The 26,106-nt window shown below is 68.6% G+C and carries 29 protein-coding genes; 20 read left to right on the forward strand and 9 right to left on the reverse strand.

Going from position 1 to position 26,106, the window contains the following annotated elements; translation table 11 throughout:
- Window positions 1-7: 7 nt before the first annotated feature.
- From ACNQVK_RS07520 to ACNQVK_RS07535, 4 genes are all read left to right on the forward strand, one after another.
- Entirely contained in the window at window positions 8-1,615 is a 1,608-nt protein-coding gene (locus ACNQVK_RS07520; protein ID WP_418029025.1) for a PucR family transcriptional regulator, read from the forward strand.
- A gap of 123 nt (window positions 1,616-1,738) precedes the next feature.
- Complete coding sequence (locus ACNQVK_RS07525; protein ID WP_418029026.1) at window positions 1,739-3,106, forward strand: diaminopimelate decarboxylase; 1,368 nt, start codon at window positions 1,739-1,741, stop codon at window positions 3,104-3,106.
- Window positions 3,107-3,132: 26 nt separating this feature from the next.
- Complete coding sequence (locus ACNQVK_RS07530; RefSeq protein ID WP_418029027.1) at window positions 3,133-4,545, forward strand: amino acid permease; 1,413 nt, start codon at window positions 3,133-3,135, stop codon at window positions 4,543-4,545.
- A complete protein-coding gene (locus ACNQVK_RS07535) occupies window positions 4,542-5,402 on the forward strand; it encodes a serine hydrolase (RefSeq protein WP_418029028.1) in 861 nt (286 codons plus the stop codon). Before ACNQVK_RS07530 ends, ACNQVK_RS07535 begins: the two co-directional genes overlap by 4 nt.
- Here the strand turns inward: ACNQVK_RS07535 and ACNQVK_RS07540 are convergent.
- Both ACNQVK_RS07540 and ACNQVK_RS07545 read right to left on the reverse strand, forming a co-directional pair.
- Window positions 5,369-6,475, reverse strand: a complete 1,107-nt coding sequence (locus ACNQVK_RS07540) for an ArsA family ATPase (protein WP_418034020.1) — start codon at window positions 6,473-6,475, stop codon at window positions 5,369-5,371. The two genes, ACNQVK_RS07535 and ACNQVK_RS07540, sit on opposite strands and share 34 nt — an antisense overlap.
- Before the next feature lie 26 nt (window positions 6,476-6,501).
- The gene (locus ACNQVK_RS07545; protein WP_418034022.1) at window positions 6,502-7,533 is read right to left on the reverse strand and encodes an ArsA family ATPase; all 1,032 of its coding nucleotides are present in this window, start codon (window positions 7,531-7,533) and stop codon (window positions 6,502-6,504) included.
- A gap of 44 nt (window positions 7,534-7,577) precedes the next feature.
- Between ACNQVK_RS07545 and ACNQVK_RS07550 the strand changes: the two genes are divergently transcribed.
- The 3 genes from ACNQVK_RS07550 to ACNQVK_RS07560 are packed head-to-tail and all read left to right on the forward strand — an operon-like array spanning window position 7,578 to window position 8,973.
- Complete coding sequence (locus ACNQVK_RS07550; RefSeq protein WP_075908995.1) at window positions 7,578-7,739, forward strand: DUF4177 domain-containing protein; 162 nt, start codon at window positions 7,578-7,580, stop codon at window positions 7,737-7,739.
- A complete protein-coding gene (locus ACNQVK_RS07555) occupies window positions 7,736-8,191 on the forward strand; it encodes a RidA family protein (RefSeq protein WP_418029029.1) in 456 nt (151 codons plus the stop codon). Before ACNQVK_RS07550 ends, ACNQVK_RS07555 begins: the two co-directional genes overlap by 4 nt.
- A complete protein-coding gene (locus ACNQVK_RS07560; protein ID WP_418029030.1) occupies window positions 8,188-8,973 on the forward strand; it encodes an MBL fold metallo-hydrolase in 786 nt (261 codons plus the stop codon). The genes ACNQVK_RS07555 and ACNQVK_RS07560 overlap by 4 nt, the downstream gene beginning before the upstream one ends.
- On the opposite strand, the gene crp is transcribed toward ACNQVK_RS07560, so the two are convergent.
- The gene (gene crp, locus ACNQVK_RS07565) at window positions 8,970-9,644 is read right to left on the reverse strand and encodes a cAMP-activated global transcriptional regulator CRP (protein WP_003883807.1); all 675 of its coding nucleotides are present in this window, start codon (window positions 9,642-9,644) and stop codon (window positions 8,970-8,972) included. The genes ACNQVK_RS07560 and crp overlap by 4 nt on opposite strands.
- A gap of 87 nt (window positions 9,645-9,731) precedes the next feature.
- Window positions 9,732-9,923, reverse strand: coding sequence for a hypothetical protein (locus ACNQVK_RS07570; protein WP_418029031.1), 192 nt, complete (start codon window positions 9,921-9,923; stop codon window positions 9,732-9,734).
- 228 nt (window positions 9,924-10,151) lie between these two features.
- Here ACNQVK_RS07570 and nth point away from each other — a divergent pair, with 228 nt between their 5' ends.
- The 4 genes from nth to marP are packed head-to-tail and all read left to right on the forward strand — an operon-like array spanning window position 10,152 to window position 13,488.
- Window positions 10,152-10,832: an endonuclease III gene (nth, locus tag ACNQVK_RS07575; RefSeq protein WP_044521023.1), complete on the forward strand. Its 681-nt coding sequence runs from the start codon at window positions 10,152-10,154 to the stop codon at window positions 10,830-10,832.
- Window positions 10,833-10,839: 7 nt separating this feature from the next.
- Entirely contained in the window at window positions 10,840-11,499 is a 660-nt protein-coding gene (locus tag ACNQVK_RS07580) for a TlpA family protein disulfide reductase (RefSeq protein WP_418029032.1), read from the forward strand.
- A 10-nt stretch (window positions 11,500-11,509) separates the two neighbouring features.
- Window positions 11,510-12,286 carry an NUDIX hydrolase gene (locus ACNQVK_RS07585; RefSeq protein ID WP_090430323.1) on the forward strand — a complete coding sequence of 259 codons (777 nt, stop codon included), beginning with the start codon at window positions 11,510-11,512 and terminating at the stop codon, window positions 12,284-12,286.
- An 11-nt stretch (window positions 12,287-12,297) separates the two neighbouring features.
- Window positions 12,298-13,488 carry an acid resistance serine protease MarP gene (gene marP, locus ACNQVK_RS07590; protein WP_418029033.1) on the forward strand — a complete coding sequence of 397 codons (1,191 nt, stop codon included), beginning with the start codon at window positions 12,298-12,300 and terminating at the stop codon, window positions 13,486-13,488.
- Here marP and ACNQVK_RS07595 read toward each other — a convergent pair whose 3' ends face one another.
- Complete coding sequence (locus ACNQVK_RS07595; RefSeq protein ID WP_418029034.1) at window positions 13,489-14,430, reverse strand: alpha/beta fold hydrolase; 942 nt, start codon at window positions 14,428-14,430, stop codon at window positions 13,489-13,491. It lies immediately after the preceding gene.
- Complete coding sequence (locus ACNQVK_RS07600; protein ID WP_090430835.1) at window positions 14,430-14,936, reverse strand: phage holin family protein; 507 nt, start codon at window positions 14,934-14,936, stop codon at window positions 14,430-14,432. The genes ACNQVK_RS07595 and ACNQVK_RS07600 overlap by 1 nt, the downstream gene beginning before the upstream one ends.
- Before the next feature lie 174 nt (window positions 14,937-15,110).
- On the opposite strand from ACNQVK_RS07600, the gene ACNQVK_RS07605 reads away from it, so the two are divergent.
- Window positions 15,111-15,746, forward strand: a complete 636-nt coding sequence (locus ACNQVK_RS07605) for a S1 family peptidase (RefSeq protein WP_418034024.1) — start codon at window positions 15,111-15,113, stop codon at window positions 15,744-15,746.
- A 21-nt stretch (window positions 15,747-15,767) separates the two neighbouring features.
- Here ACNQVK_RS07605 and acs read toward each other — a convergent pair whose 3' ends face one another.
- Entirely contained in the window at window positions 15,768-17,729 is a 1,962-nt protein-coding gene (acs, locus tag ACNQVK_RS07610) for an acetate--CoA ligase (RefSeq protein ID WP_418029035.1), read from the reverse strand.
- Between the two features lie 126 nt (window positions 17,730-17,855).
- Between acs and ACNQVK_RS07615 the strand changes: the two genes are divergently transcribed.
- Window positions 17,856-18,596 carry an oxidoreductase gene (locus ACNQVK_RS07615; RefSeq protein WP_418029036.1) on the forward strand — a complete coding sequence of 247 codons (741 nt, stop codon included), beginning with the start codon at window positions 17,856-17,858 and terminating at the stop codon, window positions 18,594-18,596.
- 428 nt (window positions 18,597-19,024) lie between these two features.
- On the opposite strand, the gene ACNQVK_RS07620 is transcribed toward ACNQVK_RS07615, so the two are convergent.
- A complete protein-coding gene (locus tag ACNQVK_RS07620; protein WP_418029037.1) occupies window positions 19,025-19,882 on the reverse strand; it encodes an HAD-IB family hydrolase in 858 nt (285 codons plus the stop codon).
- A 420-nt stretch (window positions 19,883-20,302) separates the two neighbouring features.
- Between ACNQVK_RS07620 and ssd the strand changes: the two genes are divergently transcribed.
- The 7 genes from ssd (at window position 20,303) to ACNQVK_RS07655 (ending at window position 24,796) form a co-directional block, all read left to right on the forward strand.
- The gene (gene ssd / locus ACNQVK_RS07625; RefSeq protein WP_418029038.1) at window positions 20,303-21,382 is read left to right on the forward strand and encodes a septum site-determining protein Ssd; all 1,080 of its coding nucleotides are present in this window, start codon (window positions 20,303-20,305) and stop codon (window positions 21,380-21,382) included.
- Complete coding sequence (locus ACNQVK_RS07630) at window positions 21,379-22,539, forward strand: TadA family conjugal transfer-associated ATPase (protein ID WP_418029039.1); 1,161 nt, start codon at window positions 21,379-21,381, stop codon at window positions 22,537-22,539. Before ssd ends, ACNQVK_RS07630 begins: the two co-directional genes overlap by 4 nt.
- Window positions 22,536-23,321 carry a type II secretion system F family protein gene (locus tag ACNQVK_RS07635; protein WP_418029040.1) on the forward strand — a complete coding sequence of 262 codons (786 nt, stop codon included), beginning with the start codon at window positions 22,536-22,538 and terminating at the stop codon, window positions 23,319-23,321. The genes ACNQVK_RS07630 and ACNQVK_RS07635 overlap by 4 nt, the downstream gene beginning before the upstream one ends.
- Window positions 23,318-23,899, forward strand: a complete 582-nt coding sequence (locus ACNQVK_RS07640; protein ID WP_418029041.1) for a type II secretion system F family protein — start codon at window positions 23,318-23,320, stop codon at window positions 23,897-23,899. Before ACNQVK_RS07635 ends, ACNQVK_RS07640 begins: the two co-directional genes overlap by 4 nt.
- Before the next feature lie 27 nt (window positions 23,900-23,926).
- Window positions 23,927-24,130: a DUF4244 domain-containing protein gene (locus tag ACNQVK_RS07645; protein ID WP_418029042.1), complete on the forward strand. Its 204-nt coding sequence runs from the start codon at window positions 23,927-23,929 to the stop codon at window positions 24,128-24,130.
- 71 nt (window positions 24,131-24,201) lie between these two features.
- A complete protein-coding gene (locus tag ACNQVK_RS07650) occupies window positions 24,202-24,453 on the forward strand; it encodes a TadE family type IV pilus minor pilin (RefSeq protein ID WP_418029043.1) in 252 nt (83 codons plus the stop codon).
- Window positions 24,454-24,484: 31 nt separating this feature from the next.
- Complete coding sequence (locus ACNQVK_RS07655; protein ID WP_418029044.1) at window positions 24,485-24,796, forward strand: Rv3654c family TadE-like protein; 312 nt, start codon at window positions 24,485-24,487, stop codon at window positions 24,794-24,796.
- Window positions 24,797-24,809: 13 nt separating this feature from the next.
- On the opposite strand, the gene ACNQVK_RS07660 is transcribed toward ACNQVK_RS07655, so the two are convergent.
- A complete protein-coding gene (locus ACNQVK_RS07660; protein ID WP_044520969.1) occupies window positions 24,810-25,835 on the reverse strand; it encodes a PAS domain-containing protein in 1,026 nt (341 codons plus the stop codon).
- Window positions 25,836-26,106 lie beyond the last annotated feature (271 nt).

Consider the following 26,106-nt stretch of genomic DNA (forward strand, 5'->3'; position numbering starts at 1 on the left):
AGCAGCAGTGAGTGAGCCTGCCAGCGTTCTTCCGTTGTCGGCGATGGTTTCTGGTGCCGCCGGCATGCTGATACCGCTGCCCGCGGCGGAAACCGGCGACGATCCGTTGTTGAGCGACGTCGCCCTGCATGAGCCCGGCACGCCGGCGGACTACAGCGGCACCATCGTGTTCGTCAGCAGTCGCATCGAGGACCGCTTCGCGCTCGGGTCGTTGCTCGACGAGGTGGGAACCGCTGCGGCCGTTGTGCTTCCACCCGACGCGACGACCGACGTGTCGATGTTGCCCAGCCACTCCACCAGACTGTTCCGGCGTTCGCCATGGGTGGGCTGGAGCGAGCTGTTTCGGGTCCTGGTCCGGCTGCTCGGTGCGGGTCGCATCGTCAGCCCGGCCCCGCAGGTGGACAACTTGCAGGCCCTGGCCCGCTGGATCAGTAGCCAGACCGGCGCTCCGGTGACGATCGAGGATCTGGATTCCCGGGTCCTGGCGTACGCCGTCGTCGGGCCGGGTGTCGATCCGATCCGAAACCAGACGATCCTGGGTGGCGCAGTACCCGCGTGGCGGGTCGAGCGGCTGATGTCCACCGGATTCCTGCCTGCGGTCTGGCGATCCGATGACGTGGTCGTGCGCAATGCCGAGGATGACGACCCGGCCCGCATGGTGGTCGCGATGAAATCGGGCACCGAAACGCTCGGCACGATCTGGGCGGCGTTGGACGACGACACCGATCGCGAAGAACTGAGGCAGCTGCTGCTGCAGGTGCGCCAGACCGCCGCGGCGATGATGCTGCGAGAAGTCCACCGCGACCAATACGAACGCCGGCTCCAGGAGTCGGCTCTGGTCGGCCTGCTCTCGCGTGGGGTGGACCCCGGAGTCCCGGCGGCGTTGCTCGGGCTGCAACCTGACAGCAGACATGCAGTGGTCGCGCTCGGCTCCGATACGCCCGCGTCGCGCTCCCTGATGTTCCATGTTCAGGCGCTGCGGGCCGGCGCCCGGACGGCGCGGGTCGGGGACGATCTGCTCGTCGTGCTCCCGGTGCTGGACGACGAGTCCGCCGAAGCGGATCTGGCTGACAACCTGTCGAGGCACCTGACCCGGGTCTCGGCTGCCCACGCCGGCCCGGTCGCGGTCGGTCCCGTCGTCGACGCCATCGCCTCCTTGCGCGACTCCGCTGTCGTCGCCCGCCAGGTCCTCGACGCGGCCGCGCTTCGTGCCGCGTACCCGCCGCACGGGCCGGTGCTCACCGCTGCCGACGTACAGGACGCGCTGACCCTGGTTCGGGCGGCCGATCTGCTCGATCCGATGGCCGACACGATCACCGAACCGCTGTCTGCCCTGCGCCGGCACGACACCGACCACGGCACCGCATTCATCGACACCGTCGCGGCCGTGCTCGACCACCCGGGCAATCTGAGCGGGGCGGCCCGCGAACTGGGCATCCACGCCAATTCGCTGCGGTACCGACTGGACCGGATCCGCGTGGTCTCCGGTATCGACCTGCACTCGGCGGCAGCGCGGCTCCGCGCGTCCCTTGGGCTGCTGGTGTGGGAACGACGCGGTGAGGTCCGCGCCGGCCACCCGCCCGTCGACATCGACAAGAATCGCGGATCCGGTTAGTGCATTTCGGAGATACCACCATCGAGTTCTCGGGGGCTTCCTCTGAATCCGACGAAGATCCGCGCGGAATTCCTCAGCCCGTATGGCTCTCCCCACCAGGGGCTGTGTTCATAGGGTTTATCTGTGATTGATGCACCACTGCGTACCGGGCCACCACTGCCGGATCCGGACACGCTCCTGCACCGGCGCGGCGAAATCGTGGCCGGTGTGGTTCGGCAGGGATTCATCGGCGACCTGCACCCGATGTGCGGAGTCATCGATCTGGACACCCTCGATGAACTGATGCGGTCGCTGACCGAGGCCTACCCGTCGAGCATGCCGGCACTGCACACCATCGCGGCCAAGGCGATCACCCTGCGCCCGGTGCTGGCGCGTTTCGCCCAGGCGGGATTCGGTTGCGAGGTGGCCAGCCCCGGTGAGCTCGAACTGGCGCTGGCCGCCGGCTTCCCGGCAGAACGCATCGTGTTCGACTCTCCGGCCAAGACCGAGACGGAGATAGAGAGGGCGCTCGCGCTGGGGGTGTCGTTCAACATCGACAACTTCCAGGAGCTGGCGCGGGTCGATCAGGCGATCGCTCGGGCGGGTGGACATCGGTCGGTGATCGGCATGAGGCTGAATCCCCAGACCGGCGCCGGCACCATCGGCGCCATGAGCACGGCCACCACCACCTCCAAGTTCGGGATCGGGCTGGCCGACCATCGCGACGAAATCGTCGACGCCTTCGCGGACCGGCCCTGGTTGACCCAGCTGCACGTGCACAGCGGATCGCAGGGGATGAGCCTCGCGCACGCCGCCGAGGGCGTACGGCTGGTGGCAGAGCTCGCCGCCGAGATCACCGCACGGGTCGGCTTCCGGCAGATTCAGCGGATCGACATCGGCGGAGGATTGCCGGTCAACTTCGAATCCGACGACATCACACCAAGTTTCGCCGATCACCGCGCCGCGCTGGAGGCCGCGGTGCCGCAGCTGTTCGACGGCACGTACGCCTTGGTGACCGAGTTCGGGCGCGCGCTGACGGCCAAGGCCGGCACCATCGTCGCCCGGGTCGAGTACACGAAGGTCACCGGCGGCCGGCCGATCGCCATCACCCACGCCGGTGTGCAGGTGGCCACCCGCACGATCTTCGCGCCCGAGGCCTGGCCGTTGCGGGTCGAGATCTACGACCGGCAGGGGCGGCGACGCGACGACGGCATGCGAGTACAGGATGTGGCCGGGCCCGCCTGCTTCACCGGTGACATGCTGGCCGTCGGCCGCGAATTGCCGTTCATTCGCGGGGGAGACCTGGTGGCTGTTCCGGATACGGGCGGCTACTACTTCTCCACCCACTTCTCGTACAACGCGCTGCCCCGACCCGCGGTCTACACCGTGGGGACCGACGCCGAGGGCGACCGACGCTGGTCGCTTGCCCGTCGGGCCCAGACGATCGAGCAGATCGTCACCGAGGCCGGCGAACCGTCTCTTGTGCCGCTGCCTCTGCTCCCGTCCGCCTGACCCTCCGACTGATTGCGACCGCCCACATGCTCGAATCGACATCCCAGTCGTCCTCCACCGACGAACCCCGCTCCGGCCTGGCCCGGTCGCTGAAAACGCGACACATGACGATGATCGCGATCGGCGGTGCCATCGGTGCCGGGCTGTTCGTCGGTAGCGGTGCGGTCATCAAGACCGCAGGCCCCGCCGCGATCCTGTCCTACGTTCTGGCCGGCGCGCTGGTGCTGTGCACCCTGCGCATGCTGGGCGAGATGGTGGTCGCAAAGCCGAGGACCGGTGCGTTCGCCGACTACGCCCGGATGGGGATCGGGCCGTGGGCGGGCTTCACCCTCGGCTGGTTGTACTGGTACTACTACGTGATCATCATCGCGGTGGAAGCCGTTGCCGGGGCGAAGATCCTGTCCGTCTGGGTCGGATTGCCGCTGTGGCTCATGGCCATGCTGCTGATGGCCGTGATGACCGTGACGAACCTGATCTCGGTGCGGTGGTTCGGCGAATTCGAGTTCTGGTTCTCCGGCATCAAGGTCGCCGCCATCGTGTCCTTCATCGTGCTGGGCCTGTTGTGGGTCCTGGGGCTGTGGCCGGGCGATACCAGCGGACTGAGCAATCTGGTGTCCCACGGCGGGTTCGCGCCCAACGGTGTCGGGGCGATCCTGGGCGCCGTGGTGGTGGTGATCTTCGCGTTCGGTGGAGCCGAGATCGTCACCATCGCCGCCGCGGAGAGCGCCGAGCCCGCGAAGTCGGTGGCCAGGGCCACCACCGGAGTCATCTGGCGGATCATCCTGTTCTACGTCGGGTCGATCTTCCTGGTCGTGTGCATCCTGCCGTGGAACGACGCATCCGTGCTGTCCAGCCCGTATGTGGCCGCGCTGGACAAACTCGAGATTCCCGGTGCCGGCGCGATCATGAACTTCGTCATCCTCACCGCGGTGCTCTCGGTGCTGAACTCGTCGATCTACACGTCCTCGCGCATGCTGCGGGTCCTCGCGTCGCACGGCGACGCGCCGGAGTGGTTGGTGCGCACCAACTCCCGCGGCGTACCGACCCGGGCCGTACTGGCCAGCACGGTCATCGGCTGGATCTCGGTGGTGCTCGCCTACATCGCCCCCGATTCACTGTTCCTGTTCCTGGTGAACTCGTGCGGCGTGGTCGCGATCTTCATGTACATCATGATCGGCGTCTCCGAACTGCGGGTACGCCGGGCCATCGAACGTGAAGACCCGTCCAAGCTGACGCTGAAGATGTGGTTCTTCCCGTATCTGACAATCGTGGTGATCGCCTGTTTCGTCGTGGTCCTGCTGGCCATGCTGTTCGACGTCGATCAGCGCGTCCAGCTGCTGGCCAGCGTGGTGAGCCTCGTCGTGGTCGTGGTGGCCTACGTCCTGCGCAAGCGGTTCGGGCGCCTGCCCGTCGACGCCGAGGTCGCCGAACTGGCATGAGCGGCTTCTTCTCCCGGGCCTCGTCCTGGCTGGCCGACACGGCGACCTGGTCGGCCCGCGTCACGGACCTGAGCACCGGCCAGACCTTGTGGGAGCACACTCCGGACCGCGTGCTCAAGACGGCCAGCGTGGGGAAGGTCTTCCTACTGGCCGAGGTGGCGCGCCGGTTCGACGACGTGACCCTGGACCCGGGTGAAGTCGTCGCCGCCACCGCCGAGGACCAGGTGGCGGATTCCGGCATCCTCTACCTGCTGAGGCAGCAGGGCCACCGGATCGATGACCTGTGCCTGCTGATCGGTGCGGTCAGCGACAACATGGCGACCAACATGCTGCTTCGCCGGCTCGGGCTCGACGAGGTGCAGCGCGCCACCCGCGACCTCGGGTTCACCGCCAGCGGGTTGCGGGACCGGGTGCGGCTGAACCGATCCCAGGATGATCCGCTCACCCTCTCAACGGGCAGCGCGGCGGAACTGTGCGAGTTCGTCGGACGCCTGCACGCGGGCGACATCCACGGTGTCGCGGCGTCCGAACGGGTGCGGCGATGGCTCGGCGTCAACACCGATCTGTCCATGGTGGCGCGGGCATTCGGCCTGGACCCACTGGCCCACACCGAGCCCGACGCCGGCTTCGAACTCTGGAACAAGACCGGGACCATCTCCGACGCGCGCATCGACATCGGATGCGTCGGGCACCCTGCCAGTGGACGCCGGGTCGGCTACGCCGTCCTGGCCAACTGGGCCTGGGGTGAGGACCATCGCGATCCGTGCCTGGAGGCGATGGGACTGCTGGGCAACGAGATCCGCCGATATCTGGAGGACGCCGGTCAGGCGGCGTCGGCCGCCTCGCCGGTGATCTGATCGGCGATCGCGCGCAGCGCGTCGAGATCGGACACATCGAACGGCAACGACGGCACGCCGACGATCGCCACATGCGGGTTGGCGCCGGTGAACCGGGACAGCAGCCGCACCTCGCGCTTGGCGGTGTGGGCCCGGTCGGCGTGGATGCGCAGCACCGCCGCGGCCAGCGAATCCGGATCCTCGGCCGCCAATTCGTCGGCGGCTTCCTCGGCCTTCTCGGCATGCAGGTCGGACAGCGTGGGATGGGTGCGGTTCAGGATCAGCCCGGCCAGCGGCATGTGCTCGTTCGAGAGCCGGTCGACGAAGAACGACGCCTCACGCAATGCATCGGGCTCGGCCGCCGACACCACCACGAACTGGGTGCCGCGCCGCTTGAGTAGTTCGTAGGTCTTGTCGGCCTTCTGCCGGAAACCGTCGAACGTGGCGTCCAGCGCCTGAACGAAACCGGCTGCGTCCGAAAGCATTTGCGAACCCAGCACCGTGGACAGGGCCTTCATGGCCAGGCCGACCGCGCCGGTGACGAGCTTGCCGATGCCCCGCCCCGGCGCCAGCAGCATGCGCCACAACCGGCTGTCCATGAAGCTGCCCAACCGCTTCGGCGCGTCGAGGAAGTCCAGCGCATTGCGAGACGGCGGGGTGTCCACCACCACAAGATCCCACTTGTCCTCGGCCAGGAGCTGGCCGAGCTTCTCCATCGCCATGTATTCCTGCGTCCCGGCGAGCGACGTGGCGACGGTTTGATAGAACTGGTTCTCCAGAATGGCGTCTGCGCGGCCGGGATCCGAGTACTGCACCACCATCTCGTCGAAGGTGCGGCGCATGTCCAGCATCATCGCGTGCAGCTCGCCGGTCACCTCAGGTGCCAGCGGAACCCGCTGCGGGGTGTTGCCCAGATCCTTGATGCCCAGCGCCTGGGCCAGCCGCTTGGCCGGGTCGATGGTGAGCACCACGACGGTGCGGCCGTATTCAGCCGCCCGCAGCGCCATCGCGGCAGCGGTGGTGGTCTTGCCGACTCCGCCTGCGCCACAACAGACTACGACGCGGTTGGCGGTGTCGGACAGGATGGTGTGCATGTCAAGGGCGGGCGGTTTGGCACTCACTATCGGACCCCCTGCTGTTCGAGTGCTTCGGCGAGTTCATACAGGCTGCCCAGGTCGACGCCGTCGGCCAGCGCGGGCAGCTCGAGGCGGGGAACGTCGATGGCGTCGAGCTGTTCGGCGCTCTCGGCCCGGGCCGCGATCCGGGTGGCGTGCTGGATCGACTCGGTGAGCAGGCCGGCGAAATCATCGTCCGCCAAGGTGATTCCGACCTTGTCCAGGCCGGCGCGGACGGCGTCGGCGTCGATGTCGCCCTCGGCGGCCTTGGCCAGATCCCCGGCGGGCAGGTACGCCGGGATGTTGCGGTTGACGATGACGCTCCCGATCGGCAGCCCCATCTCGGTCAGCTCGTCGATCGCCTCCAGCGTCTCCTGGATCGGGAGTGCTTCCAGCAGCGTCACCAGGTGAATGGCGGTCTGCTCGGAGTGCAGCAGCTTGACCACGCCATCGGCCTGGGAGTGCACCGGCCCACCCTTGGCCAGGTCGGAGACCGCCTTGGTGACGTCCAGGAACCGCGAAATGCGGCCGGTGGGAGGAGAATCCACCACAACGGCGTCATAGACACCGCGCTTGCCCTTGGCGTCCTTGGCGGTCCGTGTCACGATCTCTTTGATCTTGCCGGTGAGCAGCACGTCGCGCAGACCGGGCGCGATGGTGGTCGCGAACTCGATGGCCCCGATGCGGCGCATCGCCCGGCCGGCCAGGCCGAGGTTGTAGAACATGTCGAGGTATTCCAGGAACGCGGCCTCGATGTCGATGGCGAGCGCGTTGACCTGACCGCCGCCGTCGGCCGTGGCCACCTTGACTTCCTCGTACGGCAGCGGCGGCACGTCGAACAGCTGCGCGATGCCCTGGCGCTCCTCGACCTCGACCAGCAGCACCTTGCGGCCGCCGGCGGCCAGCGCCAGGGCCAGGGCCGCCGCGACGGTCGACTTGCCGGTGCCGCCCTTGCCCGTTACGAAATGCAGCCGGGCCTTGGTCAGCCTTGACGGCCAGCCGACGTGTTTGGCGCCGCTCTCAGTGGTTGCCACCAGTGCATGCTAACCAAGCCTGTGTGTCCGACCGATAAGCTCAGCCCATGAGCGAACCAACCCGGTGGGAGTACGCCACGGTGCCGTTGTTGACCCACGCCACCAAACAGATTCTTGACCAGTGGGGACAGGACGGCTGGGAGCTGGTCTCCGTGCTGCCGGGCCCGACCGGCGAGCAGCACGTCGCCTACCTGAAGCGGCCGAAATGACCGTGACGGCACGGCTGGCCGAACTCGGTATCGAACTGCCCGACGTGGTCGCGCCGCTGGCCGCCTACGTACCCGCGGTGCGCACCGGCAATCTGGTCTACACCGCCGGTCAGCTGCCGATCCAGGGCGGCGAGCTGCAGGCCACCGGCAAGGTGGGCGCCGAGGTCAGCCCCGAGCAGGGCAAGGAGCTGGCCCGGATCTGCGGCCTCAACGCGCTGGCCGCGGTGCACGCGCTGGTGGGCATCGACTCCGTCGTCAGGGTCGTCAAGGTGGTCGGGTTCGTCGCCTCCGCCCCCGGATTCAGCGGACAGCCCGGCGTCATCAACGGCGCCTCGGAATTGTTCGGTGAGATCTTCGGCGAGGCGGGCGCACACGCGCGTTCCGCCGTCGGCGTGTCGGAACTGCCGCGCAACGCGCCGGTCGAAGTCGAGATCATCGTCGAAACCGCGTGAGTGACAGCGTGACCGAACACCCGGCCTACGGGCTGCTGCGACCGGTCACCGAATCGGCCTCGGTCTTGCTCTGCGACAACCCGGGCCTGATGACGCTGGAGGGCACCAACACCTGGGTGCTGCGCGGGCCGGGCAGCGACGAGATCGTCGTCGTCGACCCCGGTCCCGACGACGAGGCGCACATCGCGCGTATCGCCGGACTGGGGACCGTCGCGTTGGTGCTGATCAGCCACAAGCACGAGGACCACACCGGCGGGATCGACAAGCTCGTGGATGCCACCGGGGCGGTGGTGCGCTCGGTCGGCAGCGGCTTCCTGCGTGGTCTGGGCGGCCCGCTGGCCGACGGCGAGGTGATCGATGCCGCCGGCCTGCGGATCAAGGTGATGGCCACTCCGGGGCACACCGTCGATTCACTGTCGTTCGTGCTCGACGACGCGGTGTTGACCGCAGACACCGTGCTGGGGCGCGGAACGACCGTCATCGACACCGAGGACGGCAGCCTGCGCGACTACCTGGAATCCCTGCACCGGCTGCAGGGGCTGGGTGCCCGCACGGTGCTTCCCGGGCACGGACCGGACCTTGCCGATCTCCACGCGGTGACCGCGATGTACCTGGCCCACCGCGAGGAGCGGTTGGACCAGGTACGGGCAGCGCTGAGGGAACTCGGAGAAGACGCCGGGGCCCGACAGGTCGTCGAGCACGTCTACACCGACGTCGACCAGAAGCTGTGGGATGCCGCCGAGAAGTCGGTGCAGGCCCAGCTGGACTACCTGCGCGCTTAGCGGGCGCGCCTTGCGAGCCGCTCGGAGTCGCTGATCAGCACGCTCTTGCCCTCCAGCCGGATCCAGCCGCGGTGGGCGAAATCGGCCAGTGCCTTGTTGACGGTCTCGCGGGACGCGCCGACGAGCTGGGCGATCTCTTCCTGCGTGAGGTCGTGCGTGACGCGGAGCGCCCCGCCCTCCTGGGTTCCGAACCGCTGGGCCAGCTGCAGCAGCTGCTTGGCAACGCGACCGGGAACGTCGGTGAAGATCAGGTCGGCCAGGTTGTTGTTGGTGCGACGCAGACGACGGGCGAGGACGCGCAGCAGCTGCTCGGCGATCTCGGGACGGTCGGCGATCCACGCGCGCAGGGCGTCACGGTCCATCGACACCGCGCGCACCTCGGTGATGGTGGTGGCGCTCGAGGTACGGGGCCCCGGGTCGAAGATCGACAGCTCGCCGAACATGTCCGACGGACCCATGATGGTCAGCAGGTTCTCCCGACCGTCGGGCGAACGGCGGCCGATCTTCACCTTGCCGGAAATGATGATGTACAGGCGGTCGCCGGGCTCGCCTTCGGCGAAGACCGTGTGCCCGCGCGGGAAGTCGACGGGCTGCAACTGCTTCGTCAGCGCCGAAACGGCGGTCGGTTCGACGCCCTGGAAGATTCCGGCCCTGGCCAGGATCTCGTCCACGTTGCCCCTTAAGCTATTGAGTCTGTTGTCCTCTTACTGATACTTCCTGCTCAGTCTAGAGGTACGCGGTTTCGCGACTAGCCCACGCTACACACGATTGACAGGTCGAGACGCAGGAAACCCGGTATTGATGGCCTGCGGCTCGTAGTACCGCGTCGGCAAACGCTCACTGTCGAGGTCGATGATCATCGGCTTGACGCGTGGAATGACGGCCGCCGCAGGGGCTGGTTTTCGGTCCAACCCCGATTCGAGCCGCTCGAGCCCGAACGCCGCCAGCATGAGCAACCCCGGGGTGAGCGCTACCAGCAACCACGACACAAGGCAGTAGTTAACACGGCGTAGGTCTCAGTGGGGTCACGAATCATCACCGGTCCGCGCCACGGAATGTCCGACGAGGTCAGTACGCTGATTGACGTGACTGCGACTGCTGCCCCAACTGGGAAAACGCGCCGGTCCAAGAAGTGGGACAACGAAACCCACCTGGGCCTGGTTCGTCGGGCCCGCCGGATGAATCGCGAACTGGCCCGGGCATTTCCGCATGTCTACTGCGAGCTCGACTTCACCAACCCGCTGGAACTGGCGGTGGCGACCATCTTGTCGGCGCAGAGCACCGACAAGCGGGTGAACCTGACGACGCCCGCGTTGTTCCTCAAATACCGCACGGCGCTGGACTACGCGCAGGCCGATCGCACCGAGATGGAGGAGCTGATCCGGCCGACCGGCTTCTACCGGAACAAGACCAACTCGCTGATCCGGCTGGGCCAGGAGCTGGTGGCCCGGTTCGACGGCGAGGTGCCCGACAACATCGAGGACCTGGTGACCCTGCCCGGGGTGGGGCGCAAGACCGCCAACGTCATCCTGGGCAATGCCTTCGACATCCCGGGGATCACCGTCGACACCCACTTCGGGCGGCTGGTGCGCCGCTGGCACTGGACGACGGAGGAGGACCCGGTCAAGGTCGAGTTCGCGATCGGTGAGCTCATCGAACGCAAGGAATGGACCTTGCTCAGCCACCGGGTGATCTTCCACGGCCGCCGGGTCTGTCACGCCCGCAAGCCGGCCTGCGGAGTGTGCGTGCTGGCCAAGGACTGCCCGTCGTTCGGGCTCGGACCCACCGACCCGGAGACCGCTGCCGCACTGGTCAAAGGCCCCGAGACCGAGCATCTGCTGGCGTTGGCGGGGCTGTGAACGCACGATGAGTAGATCGGCCCGCTGGACCGTGGTGGTCCTCGTGGTCCTGGTGGCGCTGGGCACCGCATTCTGGATGGAACTGCGCGACGAGCCGGTGCCGCAGGCCGGGGCCGGGCAGTCCACGTCTCGCGATCACCGCGACGCCGATACCCCGGAGGCCCTGGCCGGTCCTCGCGCCCGCGCGGATCTGGCGCCCTGTCCCGGTGAGGACAAGAAGGCCGGCGCTGCTCCCGGTTCCGGGCCGCTGCGCGGCATAACCCTGGACTGTGCGGGTGACGGGAAGCCCGTCGACGTGGCATCCGCGCTCGCGGGCCGGACCGTGGTGCTCAACCTGTGGGCCTACTGGTGCGGGCCGTGCGCCGACGAGCTCCCCGCGATGGCCGAATACCAACGCCGGGTCGGTGACGACGTGCTGGTGGTGACCGTGCACCAGGACGAGAACGAGACGGCCGCGTTGGTGCGGCTGGCCGAACTCGGAGTGCACCTGCCGACGCTGCAGGACGGCCGGCGACTGGTCGCGGCCGCGCTCAAGGTGCCCAACGTCATGCCTGCGACGGTGGTACTGCGCGCGGACGGTAGCGTGGCCGGGACCCTCCCCCGTTCGTTCGTCAGCGCCGACGAGATCGCGGCGGCGGTCGACGAGAAGATCCGCTCTAGCCGATAGGAGCACCGGGGTGAGATCGACGCGCGACGGGCTGTTCCCGGATGCCGCCCCGGCCTGGCTCAAACCGCTGGTGGACAACCTCGACCGGGTGCCGGATGCCTACCGCCGGCGGGTACCCAAGGACGTGCTGGCCGGGATTGTCGAAGCCAACAATCAGGCCGCCCAGGCCGGTGCTCGCCGCGATGCCGCGGTCCTGGTCCTCTTCTCCGGCCCGCCGGACGGCGCGCCCCCGCTCCTTCCCGAGGACGCCGACCTGCTGGTGACGGTCCGCGCCTCGACACTGCGCCACCACGCCGGCCAGGCCGCGTTCCCCGGCGGCGCGACCGATCCCGGCGACCAGGGGCCTGTCGGCACGGCCTTCCGCGAGGCGTGGGAGGAGACCGGCATCGACACCAGCCGGCTGTACCCCCTTGCGACCCTGGAGAAGATGTTCATCCCGCCGTCGGGGTTCCATGTGGTCCCGGTGCTGGCGTACTCGCCCGACCCGGGCCCGGTGGCCGTCGTCGACGAATCCGAGACCGCCGTCGTGGCGCGGGTTCCGGTGCGGGCCTTCATCAACCCGGAGAACCGGCTCATGGTGTACCGCGAGGCCAACACCAGCCGGTTCGCCGGACCGGCCTTCCTGCTCAACGAGATGCTGGTGTGGGGTTTCACCGGCCAGGTCATCTCGGCGATCCTCGACGTCGCGGGCTGGGCCAAGCCCTGGAACACCGAGGACGTCCGCGGACTCGATGACGCAATGGCCCTCGTCGGGCATGACAACGGTTACGGTGAAGCCCCATGTTGAAGTGGATATAGATGACACCCTCGGTTTGGCTCGATTTCGCAATCCTCGGCATCGGCTTCGTCGCAGCCATCTCCGGCTGGCGCTCCGGCGCGCTCGGCTCCCTGCTGTCGTTCATCGGTGTGGTGCTCGGCGCGGTGGCGGGCGTGCTGCTGGCGCCGCACGTGATTCCGCACGTCAGCGGTGACCGCACCAAGCTGTTCGCGACGCTGTTCCTGATCCTCGCGCTGGTGGTGATCGGTGAGATCGCCGGTGTGGTGCTGGGCCGTGCCGTGCGCGGCACCATCCGCAACCGGCTGTTCCGCGCGTTGGACTCGGTGGTCGGGGTGAGCCTGATGCTGGTCGCGGTCCTGGTGGCGTCCTGGCTGCTGGGTAGCCTGCTGACCTCCTCGGATCAGCCCAATCTGGCTGCGGCAGTGAAGAATTCGCGGGTGCTCACCGAGGTCGACAAGGTGGCGCCGGACTGGATGCGCTCGGTGCCGAACCGGTTGTCGGCACTGCTGGACACCTCCGGGCTGCCCGATGTGCTCGAACCGTTCGGCCGCACCCCGATCGTCAACGTCGACGCCCCCGACGCCGCGCTGGCCACCGATCCCATCGTGACGACGAGCCGGCCCAGCGTGGTCAAGATCCGCGGCATCGCGCCGAGCTGCCAGAAGGTGCTGGAGGGCAGCGGATTCGTGGTCGCGCCCAACCGGGTGATGTCCAATGCCCACGTGGTGGCCGGCGCCGACAGCGTGACCATCGAGGCCGACGGCAAGACCTACGACGCGGGCGTGGTGTCGTACGACCCCAACGCCGACATCTCGATCCTCGACGTGCCGGATCTGCCGATCACCCCGCTGCAGTTCGCCGATCAGCCGGCCCCGAAGGGCACCGATGCCGTGGTGATGGGTTACCCGGGGGGTGGCGACTTCCTGGCCACCCCGGCCCGCGTGCGCGAGATCATCGAGCTCAACGGACCAGACATCTACCGGAGCACCACCGTCACCCGCGAGGTCTACACGGTCAGGGGCACGGTGCGGCAAGGCAATTCAGGTGGGCCGATGATCAACCGGGCGGGCAAGGTGCTCGGCGTGGTGTTCGGCGCGGCCGTCGACGACGCCGACACCGGGTTCGTGCTGACCGCCAAGGAAGTCGAGCGTCAGCTGGCCAAGGTCGGCAACACCCAGCGGGTGGCGACCGGGACGTGCATCAACTCCTGATCACCTGGCGGGCAGCTGGGCCAGGAAGCGGCTCAGCTGCTCGTTGACGGCCTCGGGTTGTTCTTCGTGGCCGAAATGCCCTGCGTCCGTGATCGATACGTATCGGCCGTGCGGCGCATAGCGCTGGGTCCGGTGGACCGGGTCGGTCAGGACGTACGGGTCGGCGTCGCCGCGCATGTGCAGCACGGGCACGCTGATCGGGCGTTTCATCGAGCGCATGAACCGCAGGCCCTCGCTGCGCAGTTGGCTGCGCACCGCCCACCGCTGGTATTCCAGCGCGCAATGCGCGGCTCCCGGAATCTGGATGGCCTGGCGCAGATGGCCCATGGTGTCGGAGAAGTCTTGGCTGGTCTGCCATTTGGCACCGGCCCGGCCGCGGACCAGGCGCTCCAACTCGGCGCCGTCATGCCGGGTCAGCGCGTGTTCGGGCCACGCGGGCACCTGATAGCGCAACATCGACGGCAACAGGGCCCGGCCCTGGTCACGGCGGGTCAATGTGGAGGCCCGCAGCGCCACCGGATGTGGTGAGCTGACGAGGGCGATCGCGTCGACTGCGCGTGGATGCAGCACGGCCGTCGCCCAGCACACCAGGCCGCCGTCGGCGTGCCCGACCAGCGTCGCCGTCTTGTGCCCCAGCGCGCGCACCAGCCCCGCGGTGTCCCCGGCCAGGGTCCAGCCGTCATAACCGCGCGGTGGTTTGTCGCTGTCGCCGTAGCCGCGCAGGTCGACCGCCACGACCCGGGCGCCGGGCAGTCCGGTGAGTTGGTGACGCCACGACCACCAGAACGAGCCGAACCCGTGCAGGAGGATGACCAGCGGGCGATCGGGCTGCGGGCTCTCGCTCTCGCCCTCCACCACATGGAACCGAATACCGTTGGCGTGCACCTGCAGATGCCGCCATGGCCCCTCGATCCTGGTGATCGACGGGTCGGGTGGGGGCATTACCAGCCTGACGGGTCGGTGGCCGGCCTGGTTTGGACAGCTGGCAGCGCGGCCTTGTCGTGGCCGGGCGTGAGCGCCTCGCGTGTCTCCTTGACCGATTCGATGGTCTGCTGCGGACCCTTGATCCGCCGCACCTTCAGGAAGCCGAACACCGCGAGCGCCCCTGTCGTCAGCACCATGAGCCCGAACACGATCAGGAAGGCCACCCAGCGCCAGAGCCAGGTGTCGAGCAGCTCGGCCAGGAAGAAGAAGAAAAAGAAGGTCGAGTAGAACAGGACCACCAGCGCGGCGATGAAGAACACGCTGCCGGTCAGGCCCTTCTTCACGTCGCGGGTGATCTCGGCCTTGGCCAGTTCCACCTCGGCGCGCAGCAGGGTGGAGACCTGCGCGGTGGCGTCCTTGACCAGGTCACCGATCGAGGGGTCCGGCTTGGGGGCATGCGGGTCGACGAGCGGAATCGAGGTCACCGTCGTCGGAACGCCGTCCCTGCGGTCGCCTGTGCTCATGGCGTTCATGTTGCCATGCGGCGAAGCCGTTAACGATCCCGGCCGACATCCGCGTCTTAGTAGACTGACCGCATTCTTGAGTTGCGCGGGTCGGGCGCGTCGATCGGAGGACACTTGACGAGCAGACGCCGCTGGCAGTGGCTCATTGGCGCGCCGATCATCGCCGTCGTGGCGATGCTGACCCCGGCCCAGGCGCTTGCCGATCCGCCGGTGGTGCTCGGCGGCGGATCGGGCATCGTGGTCAACGGCGATGCGTTCTGCACGCTCACCACGATCGGGCACGACAGCGCCGGCCGCCTCATCGGTTTCACGTCGGCGCACTGCGGGGGTCCCGGCGCCGTGGTGGCAGCCGAAGGTGCCCCCGACGCCGGGGTGGTGGGCACGATGGTCGCCGGCAACGATCTGCTGGACTACGCCGTCATCCAGTTCGATCCGGCCAAGGTCACCCCGACCAACAACGTCAACGGATTCCAGATCGACGGACTCGGGCCGGACCCGGTGTTCGGCGACATCGCCTGCAAACTGGGCCGCACGACGGGGTCTTCGTGCGGTGTCACGTGGGGGCCCGGACAGGACCCCGGCACGATCGTCAACCAGGTGTGCGGCCAGCCCGGTGACTCCGGGGCGCCCGTCACGGTGAACAACCGGCTGGTCGGCATGCTCCACGGCGCCTACACCGAGGAATTGCCGACCTGCGTGGTGAAGTTCGTGCCCCTGCACACGCCGGCCGTGACCATGTCGTTCAACACGCAGCTGGCCGACATCACCGCCAAGAACCGACCGGGAACGGGTTTCGTCCCGGTCGGTTAGGCGGACGTCCTACCTACTGGCCTACTTGCTGGCGCGGATTGCCTCGAACACGCTGGGGTCGACCAGCGTCGAGGTGTCACCGAGTTCGCGGCCCTCGGCCACATCGCGCAGCAACCGGCGCATGATCTTGCCGCTGCGGGTCTTGGGCAGCTCGGGCACCACGTGGATCTCCCGAGGCTTGGCGATCGGGGAGATCTCGGTGGCCACCTGGGCGCGCAGTTCGTCGATCATGTTCTCGGCGCCGCCGTGCGCGGACGCCTTCAGGATCACGAACGCGCAGATGGCCTGACCCGTCGTGTCGTCGCTGGCACCGACCACAGCGGCCTCGGCCACCCCGGAGTGCCCGACCAGGGCGGACTCCACCTCGGCGGTCGAGATGCGGTGGCCCGAGATGTTCATGACATCGTCGATGCGGCCCAGGACCCAGATGTTGCCGTCGGAGTCATAGCGGGCGCCGTCACCGGCGAAGTACCAGCCCTGCTCGGCGAAGCGCGACCAGTAGGTCTCCTTGAACCGCTGCGGGTCGCCCCAGATGCCGCGCAGCATCGACGGCCACGGCTGGTCCAGCACCAGGTAACCCGTGACATGTTCGGCTTCGTCGGCGCCGGGCACCAGCTCGTTGCCGTCGTCGTCGACGATCTTGGCCGAGATGCCGGGCAGCGGCGTCATCGCCGATCCGGGCTTGGTCGCGGTGACACCGGGCAGTGGGGAGATCATGATGGCACCGGTTTCGGTCTGCCACCAGGTGTCCACGATCGGAGTCTTGTTGGCGCCGATGGCTTCCCGGTACCAGCGCCAGGCCTCGGGGTTGATCGGCTCGCCGACCGAACCCAGCAGCCGCAGGCTCGAGAGGTTGTGCTCGGCCGGGATCTGGCGGCCCAGCTTCATGAAGGTGCGGATCAGCGTGGGAGCGGTGTAATAGATTGTGACACCGTACTTTTCGATGATCTCGAAGTGGCGGTGCTCGGTGGGCGAGGTGGGCGTGCCCTCGTAGACCACCTGGGTGGCGCCGTTGGCCAGTGGCCCGTAGGTGATGTAGGTGTGCCCGGTGACCCAGCCGATGTCGGCGGTGCACCAGTACACGTCGGTCTCGGGCTTGAGGTCGAAGACGTTGTAGTGGGTATAGGCCGCCTGGGTGAGGTAACCGCCCGAGGTGTGCACGATGCCCTTGGGCTTGCCGGTGGTGCCCGAGGTGTACAGCAGGAACAGCGGCTGCTCGGAGTCGAAGGATTCCGGGGTGTGCTCCGGGGAGGCGACATCGACGGTCTCGTGCCACCACAGGTCGCGTCCGTCGGTCCAGTTCGCATCGATGCCGGTGCGCCGCACCACCAGCACGTGCTCGACCGACGGCTGATCGGAGACTGCCTCGTCGACGGCGTCCTTGAGCGAGGCGGCCTTGCCGCGCCGGTACTGGCCGTCGGTGGTGATGACGAGCTTGGCCGAAGCGTCCTCGACGCGCGCCCGCAGCGCACTGGCCGAGAAGCCCGCGAAGACAACACTGTGCATGGCGCCCAGTCGGGCGCAGGCCAGCATGGCCACGATCGCCTCGGGCACCATCGGCATGTAGATGGCGACGCGGTCGCCGGCGGTCAGGCCGAGTGCGGTCAGCGCGTTGGCGGCCTTGCTGACCTCGTCCTTGAGCTGGGCGTAGGTGATGTCGCGGGCGTCGCCGACGGGCTCACCCTCCCAGTGGATCGCGACCCGGTCGCCGTTGCCCGCCTCGACATGGCGGTCGACGCAGTTGTAGGCGACATTGAGCTTGCCGCCCACGAACCACTTCGCGAACGGTGCCTCCGACCAGTCGAGTACCTCGCTGAACGGGGTCTGCCAGCTCAGCCGGTTGGCCTGGGTGGCCCAGAACGCCAGCCGGTCTTTCTCGGCCTCTGCGTACAACTCGCCCGTCGCGTTGGCGTTGGCCGCGAAATCGGCGGGCGGCGGATAGGCTGACGGAACTTCGGTAGACGTCGCTGGCGCGTTTGACATGGATGTGAGCCTAGTCACCAAAGGTTGCAGCGGCGTTGGGAGCTCACAAGGCGGTTGCCGGGCGGCTGTCCTGATGCGCCCAACGGTCGGCGAGACGGCGTTCAGCGGTCGGCTAGCGTTTCGGCCATGACCGATCCACTCGCACCGCTGCTCGACCTGCCCGGTGTTTCAGCGGCCAGTGACGAAGCGCGTGAGGCCCTGGGCCGGGCGCATCGACACAAGTTCAACCTGCGCGGCTGGCCGCAGACCGCCGCCGAAGCCGCGTTGCGTGCGGCTCGGGCCTCGGCAGTGCTCGACGGCGGGGCCGTCCAGCTGTCCGCCGACGGTGAACCCGATCCGGTCACGGCGGGCGCCATCCGGGTCGCCGAGGCACTCGAAGGCGGCGCCACCGCGCTGGTCGGTGTGTGGCAGCGCGCCCCGATGCAGGCGCTGGCCCGGCTGCACGCCCTGGCCGCCGCCGACCTCACCGAGGATGAGCATCTTGGCCGGCCGCGGACCGATCCCGACGTCGGCCGCCGCCTCGAGCTGCTGACGGAGATCCTGGCCGGCGGTTCCAAGGTGCCCGCCCCGGTCCTGGCCGCCGTCGCCCACGGCGAACTACTCAGCCTGGCTCCCTTCGGCACCGCCGACGGCGTAGTGGCCCGCGCGGTCTCACGCCTGGTGACCATCGCCAGCGGGCTGGACCCGCACGGGCTCGGGGTTCCCGAAGTGCACTGGATGCGGAAGTCGGGGGAGTACCGGGCTGCCGCACGGGGATTCGCCTCGGGTACGCCCGACGGGCTGACCGCATGGCTGCTGCTCAGTAGTGAGGCATTGAAGGGCGGAGCGCGGGAAGCGCTGCAGATCGCCCAGTCGGCCGCCGGCTGACGCTCCGCGTCAGAGGAATCTCAGCAAACGAAAGCGGGCGACGGTCCGAAACGATGTTTCGGCTCGTCGCCCGCTAGCACGGATACCGGTTACCAAGCGTGCCAACGTGGGTTGCGTGGGTGGCCTCGGCGTCCTTGCAATGCGCTTCGGCTGCAACCCTACCCAAAGGGCCGTCGTGGCCGTCCGCTCTTCGCAATCACGCAGGCCCGCAACACTTTTGCCTATTCCGCGGCATGTGCTCCGCGTGGGTGCCGGGACCCGTGCTGGGGAGCCTGGTTCGGGAGATCTAGCCTTCTCTTCCGGCTAACTCTTGGCCTCATCCAAGCTTCCGTGGTTCCTTTGTACTACGTGACCACGGTCACAGCAAGGGTGAAATGCACCCGACTTCTGATCGTTACGCCGGGGTGTCAGCTACTACATGCGGTAGGTCAGGAAGTGAAGCGGCGCAGCAGTGAATATGTCAGTGCACCCGCCGCGATGGCGCTGATGCCAACGGCCGCGGTGGTGGCCACCGCGGCTCCGGACGGCGCCGGAAGCCGGTCGCGCAACGACACCGGCCTGGTGAAAGTCAGCACCGGCCAGCCGCGGGAGGCGGCTTCCTTGCGCAGTCCCCGGTCCGGATTGACCGCGGTGGGGTGACCCACGGATTCGAGCATCGGGACGTCGGTGATCGAATCCGAATAGGCGTAGCAGTGATCCAGTGCGTAGCCCTCGCGTGCGGCCAGGGCGCGGATTGCTTCGACCTTGCCCTCGCCGAAGCAGTAGAAGGCGATGTCGCCGGTGTAGCGGCCCTCTTCGACCACCATCCGGGTGGCCATCGCGTGGGTGGCGCCCAGTGCCCGGGCGATCGGCGCGACGATCTCTTCGCCCGAGGCCGACACCACCACGACGTCGCGGCCACACAGTTTATGGTCGGCGATCAGCTCTGCGGCCTCCGCGAACACCAGTGGGTCGACGATGTCGTGCAGGGTCTCGCCGACGATCGACTTGACCTGTTCGACGTCCCAGCCTGTGCACATGTTGGTGATGTAGCTGCGCATCCGGTCCATCTGGTCGTGGTCGGCGCCCGACATCAGGAACAGAAACTGGGCGTACGTCGACTTGAGGACGGTGCGCCGGTTCAGCAGTCCCTGGTTGAAGAAAGGTTTGCTGAAAGCAAGGGTGCTGGACTTGGCGATGACGGTCTTGTCGAGGTCGAAGAAGGCCGCCGTGCGCACTGGCCGACCGTCCTGCGGCCCGGATTGCTGTGCGATCAATTCCCCGGCAGCCCGATCGGATGCGGTCACAGCGCCAGCATAGAGGCACGTGCACCCTGCCATCTGTCCGGTAACGCAAAATGGCAGTTCACGACACATTCTTCCGGGCGTGACTCCCGGAATCCGGGTTGGTAGCCCGCGCAGGTGTCTCTTGCGTGTTTTGGCAGTTCCGTGTGTATAGTGAGCATTACTCGGCTTATGCCGAGGGTGTATCAGCCCGACCCCCCGGGGCTGATACACGACGACCTCCGCCTCCTCCCCCCTGGCGGGGGTCGTCCCTTTTTCAGGGGAAGAATCCTTGGCCGTCCGGTCGCGTTTTTTGCGGAACCGTATTTTCACCTGAACTCGGCGGTACGTTCGCGGACCGTGGTTCATCCCCAGCACGGATTTCATCCACAATCCGCGAATTGGTGATGGTGCCCGGTCCGTGGTTGCCCGCAGGGTGGGCATATGGCTGTCCCGAACCCCCCGATCGCCCCGACCGGCACGGTGCTGGCACTGATCGCCGACCCACTGCTGCGTGACGATGTGTCCCGGGTGGCCGCTGCCGCCGGCGTCGGTCTCGTCGTCGTCGAGCAACCCTCGGGGCGGAAGGCTTGGATGGCGGCTGCCGCGGTCGTACTCGACGCCCCGTCCGCACAGCGCTGCGCCGCGCGGGCGCTGCCCAGGCGCACCAGGGTGATCCTGGTCGGCAACGACGCCCCGCGGCCCGATGACTGGCAGGCCGCCATCGCGATCGGCGCGCAACACCTGGTGACGCTTCCCGGCCAGGACGCCGAGCTGGTGGCCGCCCTGTCCGAGGCCGCCTCCCACGACGAAGCCGGTCGAGGTCCCGTGGTGGCCGTACTGGGTGCCAGAGGAGGCGCCGGGGCGTCGGTGTTCGCGGTGGCGCTGGCGCAATCTGCGCAGACCGCGCTGCTGGTCGAGGCAGACCCGTGGAGCGGAGGGATCGACCTGGTGGCAGGCAGTGAGGACCTGGCCGGCCTGCGCTGGCCGGATCTGGCACTGCAGGGCGGTCGGTTGGGCTATCCGGCGCTGCGCGACGCGCTGCCCCGTCGTGACGGGGTCAGCGTGCTCTCCAGCGGACGCTCGGGTGCTGATATCGAGGCCGGGCCGCTGGGTGCAGTCATCGACGCGGGGTGCCGCGGTGGCGTCACGGTCGTGTGCGATGTGCCGCGGCGGGCCACCGAAGCGGCCGAAACCGCTTTGGACGCCGCCGATCTGGTGGTCCTGGTGACACCGGCCGACGTGCGGTCATGCACCGCCGCGGCAGCGGCGCGACCGTGGGTGTTGGCCTGCAACCCGAATGCGGGTGTCGTGGTGAGGGGTCCGTCGCCGGGCGGGCTGCGGGCCGACGAGGTGGCCCGCATCGTGGACCTGCCGATGCTGGCCGCGATGCGCGCACAGGCCGGCATCGCGGAGGTCCTGGAGCGTGGCGGGTTGCGGGTGCGCCCACGGTCTCCGTTGGGCGCGGCAGCGCGCCGGGTGCTGTCGGTCCTGGCCGGTCACCCCGCGCAGGAGGCGGCATGAGCACCTCACTGATCGACCGGGTCCGCGAACGGCTCGCGGCCGAGGCCACCCCACTGAATCCGGGTGCGGTCGCCGCGGCAATCCGGGCCGAGTCCGGCGGACTGCTCGGCGATACCGAGGTGCTGAGCAACCTGCGGCTGCTCGAGACCGAACTGACCGGCGCCGGTGTCCTGGAGCCACTGCTGTGTGCCCCGTCGACCACCGATGTGCTCGTCACCGCACCCGACACGGTGTGGGTGGACGACGGCAACGGATTACACCGAAGCACAGTGCGTTTCCCTGACGAAGCCGCCGTCCGCCGGCTGGCGCAGCGGTTGGCGTTGTCGGCCGGGCGCCGGCTCGACGAGGCGCAGCCCTGGGTGGACGGTCAGCTCACCGGCATCGGGCCGTTCACCGTGCGTCTGCATGCGGTGTTGCCTCCCGTCGCCGCCGCAGGCACCTGCCTGTCCCTGCGGGTGTTGCGCCCGGCGACGCAGGATCTCGGCTCGCTCTCCCGGTCCGGGGCGATCCCGCCGCAGGCCGCCGACCTGGTGCACGCGATCATCCGGGCCCGGCTGGCATTCCTGATCTCGGGCGGCACGGGGTGCGGCAAGACCACCCTGCTGGCTGCAGCGCTGGGTGCCGTGCCCGCCCATGAACGCATCGTGTGCGTCGAGGACGCCGCCGAATTGGCCCCGTCCCACCCGCATCTGGTCAAGCTGGTGGCCCGGGGTGCCAACGTCGAGGGCATCGGTGAGATCACGGTGCGCGACCTGGTCAGGCAGGCCTTGCGGATGCGCCCGGACCGGATCGTCGTCGGGGAGGTGCGTGGGGCCGAAGTGGTGGACCTGCTGGCGGCGCTCAACACCGGGCACGACGGCGGAGCGGGGACCGTGCATGCCAACAGTCCGGCGGAGGTACCGGCTCGATTGGAGGCCCTCGGTGCGCTCGGCGGCCTGGACCGCGCCGCGTTGATCAGTCAGCTCGCCGCGGCCGTGCAGGTTCTGCTGCACGTCGGGCGTGACGGCGCCGGGCAGCGCCGGCTCGTCGAGATCGCGGTGCTGCGCCGAGCCGCCCGGGGCGATCTCGAGGTGGTGACGGCCTGGCATGTCGGCAGCGGATTGGGCTGCGGAGCAAAGACTCTCGATGCCCTCATCGAACGGCGAGCGGCGCCGTGACGGCGAGCGCGCTGGCACTGGCGGCCGCGCTTCTGCTGTGGCCGGCCGCACCCCGGCGGGCGACCGCGCTGCGGCGGGCAGACGCACCGGGACCGCGTCGAGTGCGGGCGGCGCCGATCGTGGTGGTGGTCGGAGTCGTCGTGGCCGGGCTGGTTCCGCTGCCGGTCACGCTCGCCGCGGCGGTGGTGTCCGCAACGGTGGCGATACGCCGCAGGGGCCGCGCTCGCCGGCTTCAGCGACAACAGGAATCCGCGGCCCTGCAGGCCGCCCTGGACGTGTTGGTCGGTGAACTGCGGACCGGAGTCCACCCGGTCAATGCCTTCGGCACCGCGGCCGGCGAGGTCTTCGGCCCGGTGCACCACGGCATGAGCGCCGTGGCCGCTCGCGCGCGCCTGGGCGCCGACGTCGCGGCCGGGCTGGAAGATGTTGCGGCGGCATCCCGATTGCCGATGCACTGGGAACGGCTCGCGGCGTGTTGGCGTCTGGCCCACGTGCATGGGCTCTCCATCGCCACCCTGATGCGCACAGCGCAACGCGACATCGTTGAGCGTGAACGCTTTTCCTCGCATGTCGAGGCGGCGATGGCCGGCCCGCGGGCGACGGCGGCGGTGCTCGCCGGTTTGCCGGTGGCCGGGATCGCGCTGGGTCAGATGATCGGGGCGCGGCCGTTGGCGTTCCTGTGCGGTGCGGGAGCGGGTGGCTGGCTGCTGGTCATCGGAGTCCTGTTGGCCTGTTCCGGGCTGATGTGGTCGGACCGGATCACCGAGCGGGTGCTGAGATGAGCTGGGCAGCAATGTTTCTGGCCGTCGCCCTGCTCATCGGGGCGGATCCGGCCCGCGTGCGGGCCCGCGCCGCGCAGCGCCGCGTGGTTCGCGCGCGCTCGCGGCCGGTGCGGGCTGACGATCCGCTTGGCGCGGCCTCGACGTTCGACTTGTTCGCCGCCTGCCTGGCGGCCGGGATGGCGGTGTCGACAGCGGCTGCGGCGGTAACCCCTTCAGCGCCAGCGGCACTGGCGCCGCTGCTGCGTCGTGCGGCCGAACTCCTGGCACTCGGGGCGGACCCGGCCACGGCCTGGGCCACAGGAGATGTTGCAGCGCCCCAGGACAAGAACGCCGAAGCCTTGTTGCGTTTGGCCCGCCGGTCGGCCGCCTCGGGCAGCGCCTTGGCCGACGGGGTGGCCGAGCTGGCCGCCCAGACCCGGCACGACGCTGCCACCTCCGCCGACGCGGTGGCGGAACGCGCCTCGGTGCTGGTGGCCGGCCCGCTGGGGCTCTGCTATCTGCCGGCGTTTCTGTGTTTGGGCGTCATACCTGTGGTCGCCGGTCTTGCCGGTGACGTGCTGGGTTCAGGTCTGTTGTGAACACACATCGCAAAGGGAGGAAAGACCATGGCAGGAAACATGATTCGGAGGGTGAACGCCAAGGTGGCGCTGTTGATGCTCGACGAGTCGGGAATGTCCACCGTCGAGTACGCGATCGGCACCATCGCCGCGGCGGCGTTCGGGGCGATCTTGTACACCGTGGTCACCGGGGACTCGATCGTGAGCGCGCTGACCAACATCATCAGCCGGGCACTGAACACCAACATCTAGATGACCGGGGCGCGGTCACCGTCGAGGCCGCCTTCGCGATCGCATCGCTGGTGGCGGTCCTGGTGTTGTGTGTGGGCGGCCTCAGTGCGGTGGGCATGCAGATCCGCTGCATCGACGCCGCGCGCGAAGCCGCCCGCCTGGCGGCCCGCGGCGAGGGGGAGGCGGCAACGGCGGCCGCTCGCCGGGTCGCCCCGTCCGGCGCGGTGGTGCACGTCGGGCAGGACGGCGGTTTGGTGGTGGCTCGGGTCAGCGCGGCCACGGCGTTGCCGGGGTTCACGGTGTCGGCCGAGGCGTCAGCAGTCACCGAACCCGGCATCGGGTGAGCGCGGAGCGGCCACGCTGCTGGCCGCGGCCATGATCGCGATGGTGGTCGCGTTCGCGGCCGGCGGCGCCTACCTCGGTGCTGCGGCGACGGCGCGGCACCGGGCGCAGGCCGCGGCGGACCTGGCCGCCCTGGGTGCCGCAGGCGCGGTGGTGTCCGGTCCGGACGCGGCATGCCGACAGGCCACCCAGGTTGCCGCCCGAATGCGGGCGGTTCTCGCGGACTGCCGGATCGACGGGCTCGATGTGGTGCTGGAGGTTTCGGTTCCGGTCCGCATCGGTCGGTGGGGAGTCGGTCCGGCCCGGGCGGTCGCTCGCGCGGGCCCGGTGGACTTCGCCGGGTAGTCGAGGTGGCCGGTTAGTCGAGTTCGTCGAGATCCGCCGCGGCGACTTCGTCGTCGGTCGGCAGCCGAAGGGCGATCAGCCCCGCGAACGTGTTGTCGTCCAGTTCGATCCGGTTGATGGTCATGTGCACCGGCTGCCAGCCGCCGTCCTCGGTGCGCATCCGCAGCACGGCGGTGGTGGCGCCACCGGAGAAATCGGTGGTCATCCGGGCCATGTGCCGGGCGTCGGCCGGATGGATGCGGGCCGGTCCACCGTCGCGGTTGCGCCAGTCGAAGAACGGTGCGGGCTCGTCGAGCCACTTGAGCAGCTTCCAGTCGTCGAGGCCGACCAGGGCCCGGTGCACGCCGGGCCGGGCCAGCCCGTCGAGGATGCGTTGCGCCAGGTTGTCCGGGCGGACCACGGGAGTCTCGCGCTCACTGCGCCAGTTCATCGCCCGGCAGATCAGCCGGTCGGAGCCGTCATCGTGGGGTTCTGTGACCACCCGGGCCACGAAACCCACGGTGATCGCCTCTCCGCGGTGATCGGTGACGTCCCAGGTGGTGCACAAAGTGTTACCCACCACCGGCTTGATCGTCATGGCCAGCACCTTGGACTCGCTGCCGTTGAGATCCCGAGACGGCAAGTCGTCAGCGAACGCGCGGTCGTGGGTGGCCTCGGTCTCCGGGTTCATGCCGCTGTTGTGCAGGGATTCGGCGGTGTCGGTGGCCACGCCCGCGGTCAGATCCCAGACCAGCGGGCCGGGAACAGGCCGTTGCGGCGGTTCGGCATCGGCCGGCCCGATCCAGACATGCACCCCGTGGATGTGTCCGTCGGACATCCGCACCACCTCGGTGCGGATTACGCGGTCGTTCTTGGGTGTGATGCTGCTGAGGCCCTGGCCCGCTTGCACGGTTTCCCTGATGGCACTCTGAATTGCCATCAGGTGCGGATTTCGGCGCAGAAACACACTGATCGGGACGAGGTTCTTTGTCTGCAGACCTCGTGCGACCACAACAGGCTCGCTACCCAGTGTCTCCACGAGCAGCCAGTCGTGGGTCATGCGCGGCATTTTACCGGCGCTGCCCGTAGCTGCCTTCACGCCCGAGGACGACGGAATCCGCACCGGAAAACTGCGGATTACGGTCACGGGTTTCCGGAACTACCGTCTGTCGGGTTGCAAACATGAGTGAGTTCACGTAATTTGCCACTGCGCCCGGCCTCCGGGATTGGGAACGGATCGCGTTGTCCGACCGTTCATCGCAACGTCTGTGTGTTCGGCGTGGCCGAATGCAGCCACGTAGTTGTCGATCCGCGTAGTCGGCCGTCGAGGG

It is taken from the genome of Mycobacterium sp. 134 (assembly GCF_048282715.1).
In the GTDB taxonomy this organism is placed as follows: domain Bacteria; phylum Actinomycetota; class Actinomycetes; order Mycobacteriales; family Mycobacteriaceae; genus Mycobacterium; species Mycobacterium septicum.